Origin of the sequence: Methylobacterium sp. CCH5-D2 (assembly GCF_001556475.1) — a bacterium.
GTDB lineage: Bacteria > Pseudomonadota > Alphaproteobacteria > Rhizobiales > Beijerinckiaceae > Methylobacterium > Methylobacterium hispanicum.
Genome location: NZ_LSIX01000759.1, coordinates 1 through 4,291, shown reverse-complemented (window position 1 = coordinate 4,291; position 4,291 = coordinate 1). Strand labels below are relative to the sequence as shown.

General features: G+C 68.7%; 6 protein-coding genes. 1 reads left to right on the top strand and 5 read right to left on the bottom strand.

Features of this window, described 5'->3' with window-relative positions; translation table 11 throughout:
• Together AX737_RS20285 and argC are read right to left on the bottom strand one after the other, a co-directional pair.
• On the bottom strand, positions 1-281 hold a 281-nt coding region (locus tag AX737_RS20285), incomplete at its 3' end, for a MucR family transcriptional regulator (RefSeq protein ID WP_197430650.1).
• A 397-nt stretch (positions 282-678) separates the two neighbouring features.
• Positions 679-1,626, bottom strand: coding sequence for an N-acetyl-gamma-glutamyl-phosphate reductase (argC, locus tag AX737_RS20280; protein WP_066924433.1), 948 nt, complete (start codon positions 1,624-1,626; stop codon positions 679-681).
• Positions 1,627-1,809: 183 nt separating this feature from the next.
• On the opposite strand from argC, the gene AX737_RS20275 reads away from it, so the two are divergent.
• Complete coding sequence (locus tag AX737_RS20275) at positions 1,810-2,337, top strand: hypothetical protein (protein WP_066924435.1); 528 nt, start codon at positions 1,810-1,812, stop codon at positions 2,335-2,337.
• A 75-nt stretch (positions 2,338-2,412) separates the two neighbouring features.
• Here AX737_RS20275 and rpsI read toward each other — a convergent pair whose 3' ends face one another.
• From rpsI to AX737_RS20260, 3 genes are all read right to left on the bottom strand, one after another.
• The gene (gene rpsI / locus AX737_RS20270; RefSeq protein ID WP_066924432.1) at positions 2,413-2,898 is read right to left on the bottom strand and encodes a 30S ribosomal protein S9; all 486 of its coding nucleotides are present in this window, start codon (positions 2,896-2,898) and stop codon (positions 2,413-2,415) included.
• 2 nt (positions 2,899-2,900) lie between these two features.
• The gene (gene rplM / locus AX737_RS20265) at positions 2,901-3,362 is read right to left on the bottom strand and encodes a 50S ribosomal protein L13 (protein WP_066924431.1); all 462 of its coding nucleotides are present in this window, start codon (positions 3,360-3,362) and stop codon (positions 2,901-2,903) included.
• 190 nt (positions 3,363-3,552) lie between these two features.
• Entirely contained in the window at positions 3,553-4,107 is a 555-nt protein-coding gene (locus AX737_RS20260; protein WP_066924430.1) for a CoA-binding protein, read from the bottom strand.
• Between the last annotated feature and the right edge of the window lie 184 nt (positions 4,108-4,291).

The window sequence follows — 4,291 nt, the reverse complement described above, 5'->3', positions numbered from 1 at the left end:
CGCAGGGTGAGGTGGCGGCGCAGCGTCTTGTAGGGCTTGCCGTCCTCGAAGCTGACGAGGTGCTCGTGCGTGATCGAGCGGCGGATCTCCTGCGGCGTCGGCTTCGGCGGTCCGGCGTCGGCCGTATCGCTGCGTCCGACAAGGCCCGACAGGGCCGCGTGCACCGTGCCGAGCAGGTTCGGCAGATCGCCGCTCTGGGCGTGGTTGTTGCTGACATAGGCGGAGACGATCTCCGCGGCGAGCGCGAGGAGGCGTGTCGTGTCAATCTCAGGTTCTGTCATGTCGCGATGTCCCGCCTTCTGGTCTGTTCAGATCACCGCAGACCGAAAGTCCCGTTTCGCCGTTCGGCGTGGCGATACAATCCAATCCGCCGTAAGCGTCAAGTGAAAACTTCAATCGTACGTAGCAAAATGCGTCCGAGTCGGTTCTGATCATCGTCGGATCTGAGATCTATGAGCGAATTTTGCTCATTCTGCCCGCGCCGGCTGCGGCGCCGGGCGACAACTGCACCGCCCGCGCGGCGTACCTCATCCAGCGCTCGGCCGTCCCGCCGGCGGGCCGCGGATGCTCGCCGCGGCGGCGGTGTGCGGACATGCCGACGCGCGCAGGCCCGGCGCCCCTGCGGGGGCGCCGGGCCTTGAGAGGGCCTGCTTGTCGGAGGGGCTTGCGGGTGACGGCTCAGCCGTCGAGGCCGAGCATCAGCCCGATATTCTGCACGGCGGCGCCCGAGGCGCCCTTGCCGAGATTGTCCAGCCGCGCCACCAGCACCGCTTGGGCGTGCGTGTCCGAGCCGAAGACGCGCAGTTCCAGCCGGTCGGTGTCGTTGAGCGCCTCCGGCGCGATGCGCTCGCGGTGCCCGCCCTCCTCGGCGCCCGTCACCACGCGCACGAGCGCGCGTTCGGCGTACCAGTCGGCGAGCGCGGCCTCGAGATCGCCCGCCGCGGGTCGGCTCGGCAGCGCCTCGAGATGGAGCGGGATACTCACCAGCATGCCCTGGCGGAAGTTGCCGACCGAGGGGATGAAGATGGGGCGGCGGGTCAGGCCGCAATAGGTCTGCGTCTCCGGCAGGTGCTTGTGGCCGAAGCCGAGGCCGTAGAGCAGGAAGGGCTCGGCCTCGCCCGCCTCGTAGCGCTCGATCATGCCCTTGCCGCCGCCGCTGTAGCCGCTGACCGCGTTGATGCTGATCGGGAAATCCGCCGGGATCAGGCCGCCCTCGACGAGCGGGCGCAGGAGCGCGATGGCGCCCGTGGGATAGCAGCCCGGGTTGGCGACGCGCCGTGCCGCGGCGATCACCCGATCCTGCGCGCGGGTGAGTTCGGGGAAGCCGTAGGCCCAGCCCGGGCTGACCCGGTGGGCGGTGCTGGCATCGAGGATCTTCGGACCGCCCTCCGGCAGACCGTCGGCGAGCGCCACGGTCTCCTTCGCGGCGTCGTCGGGCAGGCACAGGACGACGAGATCGACCTCCGCCAGGAGCGCGCGCTTGACCGCGGCGTCCTTGCGGCTCTCGTGCGGGATGCTGCGGAGCTCGACCCGGCCGTCGCGCTCCAGGCGTTCGCGGATGCCGAGGCCCGTCGTGCCCGCCTCGCCATCGATGAAGACCGTCGGCCGCGCGCCCGCATTCGCCATGGCAGTGGATTCTCCCGAAGCCGCGGGCGCCGGATGCAACCGCTGCGCCGCGGGAGGTGGCCGGTCACCGCCGCCGTGTCAATGGAGGTTGCGTGACGGTCGCCGTCCACAGGCCCCGCAATGGCGCTGGAACATGAGTTCCGGGCCGCCTGTTGTCCGCCAAACCTGATGGAGCGGACGATCATGTCTGGAACCGCGAAGAAGACCGATCCCAAACTCTGGGAGAAGGTGAAGACCGACGTCACCAAATCGTCGAAGGGTGGCAAGCCCGGCCAGTGGTCGGCCCGCAAGGCGCAGATGGCCACCGCCGAGTACAAGAAGGAGGGTGGCGGCTACAAAGGCAAGAAGAGCGAGGACAACCACCTCAAGCAGTGGACCGACGAGGAGTGGGGTACGAAGTCCGGCAAGGAGAGCGGCAAGACCGGCGAGCGCTACCTGCCGAAGAAGGCCCGCGAGAAGCTCACGGACGGCGAGTACAAGCGCAGTACCGCCAAGAAGCGCGCCGACAGCGCGGAGGGCAAGCAGTTCTCGAAGCAGCCGAAGGACGTGGCCAAGAAGACCGCATCCGCCCGCAAGACCGGCAAGGCGAGCAAGACCGGCTCAAAATCCGAGACGACGAAGGCCGAACTGATGAAGAAGGCCCGGGCCCAGAACGTCGCCGGCCGCTCGAAGATGTCCAAGGCCGAGCTGGAGCGGGCGGTCCACGCCTGAGGCGCGCCGGCCTGAAACGAGAAAGGGCGGCTCCTCGCGGAGCCGCCCTCGACCGATCCGGAGACCGGGTGAAATTTAGCGCTTCGAGAACTGGAAGCTGCGGCGGGCCTTGGCGCGGCCGTACTTCTTGCGCTCGACGACGCGGGCGTCGCGGGTGAGGAAGCCCTCGCGCTTGAGCGGGCCGCGCAGCTCCGGCTCGTAGTAGGTCAGCGCCTTCGAGAGGCCGTGGCGCACCGCGCCGGCCTGGCCCGAGAGGCCGCCGCCGGCGACCGTGACGACGATGTCGTACTGATCGACCCGGCCCGCGACCTGCAGCGGCTGGCGCAGGATCATGCGCAGCACCGGACGGGCGAAGTAGGTCTCGACCGGGCGCTTGTTGACCGTGATCTGGCCGGAGCCGGGCTTGATCCAGACGCGGGCGACCGCGTCCTTGCGCTTGCCGGTGGCGTAGGCGCGGCCCTGCGCGTCCAGCTTCTGGACGTGGACGGGCGCCTCGTTCTGGGCGTCGGAGCCGCCGGCGTTCGACCGGTTGAGATCGGCGAGGGACTGAAGGGTCGCCATGATCAAGCGCTCACGTTCTTGCGGTTGAGGGCGCCGACGTCGAACGTCTGCGGCTGCTGGGCTTCGTGCGGGTGCTGGGCGCCCTTGTAGACGCGCAGGTTGCCGAGGATCTGGCGGAAGAGCGGGCCGCGCGGCAGCATGCGCTCGACGGCCTTCTCGACGACGCGCTCGGGGAAGCGGCCCTCGAGGATGAACTTGGCCGTGCGCTCCTTGATGCCGCCCGGGTAGCCCGTGTGGTGGAAGTAGCTCTTCTGGGTGTACTTCCGGCCGGTGAACTTCACCTTGTCGGCGTTGATGACGATGACGTTGTCGCCGCAATCGACGTGGGGGGTGTAGGCGGCCTTGTGCTTTCCGCGCAGGCGCATTGCCACGATCGAGGCGAGACGACCCACGACGAGGCCCTCCGCGTCGATCACGATCCACTTCTTGTCGACGTCGGCGGGCTTCAGCGATGTGGTCTTCATGGCCAAGTCCCGTGGCGTGAGGGGTTTCGTGAAAATGAGGCGCCGCCGCGTGGGGACGCGGCGGCGATGGCGGGTGCATAGCGGCAGGCAGGCCCGAGGTCAATGACTTTCTGGGCGTGGATTTTCGAGAAAGTTCAGTCTCCGAAGTCACTTAGTTATCAAGGTATCAGGATACCGTATGATTCCGCGCTCAGGGTCCGCGCGAATCGATCGTCAGCTTCTGCACGCCCTTGGCGAGCTTCGGCCTGCGGGCGCTGATGATGCGTGAGTTGACGCCGCTCCAGCCGATCTCGCCGGAGAGCCGGCCGTACTCGATCTTCGGGCAGCGGTTCATGATCACCGTGAGCCCGCGCGCCTCGGCGCGGGCGGCGGCCGCGTCGTCGCGCACGCCGAGCTGCATCCAGATCACCCGCGGCGGATGCGGCAGGGCCAGCGCCTCGTCCACCAGCGGGCCGGCCGCCGCGCTGTTGCGGAAGATCTCGACCATGTCGACGGGCTCGGCCAGCTCCGCGAGGCTGGCGACCACGCGGCGTCCTAGAAGCTCCTGCCCGGCGAGCCCCGGATTGACCGGCGTCACCGCGTAGCCGCGGTCGATCAGGTACTTGAGCACGATCCAGCTCGGCCGCGCCGGGTTCGCGGAGGCGCCGACGAGCGCGATGCTGCGGGTTTCGCGCAGGATGCGGCGGATCTCGGCGTCGGGGTAGGTGTCGTGGCGGGAGGAGTGAGGATCGGTCGCTGCGGTCATGGACTACCTATCAGGGCGGTACACGCGGTCAGCGCTCCGGTCCGCCGTTCCTTCCACATAGGCGATCGCCTGCCAAAGGCCGCGTCGGATGTTGTCGGCAACGGTGCTCATGGCGTTCTCTGCTTCGGCGGGTTCACGCATCGCGGGCGGACACCCGCTCCGCTCTCCCTCCCCACTCTGCGGG

Bases quoted from the DNA above. Each gene is read 5' to 3' on its own strand.
- argC (WP_066924433.1), bottom strand. From the start codon at position 1,626: ATGGCGAATGCGGGCGCGCGGCCGACGGTCTTCATCGATGGCGAGGCG.
- AX737_RS20275 (WP_066924435.1), top strand. From the start codon at position 1,810: ATGTCTGGAACCGCGAAGAAGACCGATCCCAAACTCTGGGAGAAGGTG.
- rpsI (WP_066924432.1), bottom strand. From the start codon at position 2,898: ATGGCGACCCTTCAGTCCCTCGCCGATCTCAACCGGTCGAACGCCGGC.
- rplM (WP_066924431.1), bottom strand. From the start codon at position 3,362: ATGAAGACCACATCGCTGAAGCCCGCCGACGTCGACAAGAAGTGGATC.
- AX737_RS20260 (WP_066924430.1), bottom strand. From the start codon at position 4,107: ATGACCGCAGCGACCGATCCTCACTCCTCCCGCCACGACACCTACCCC.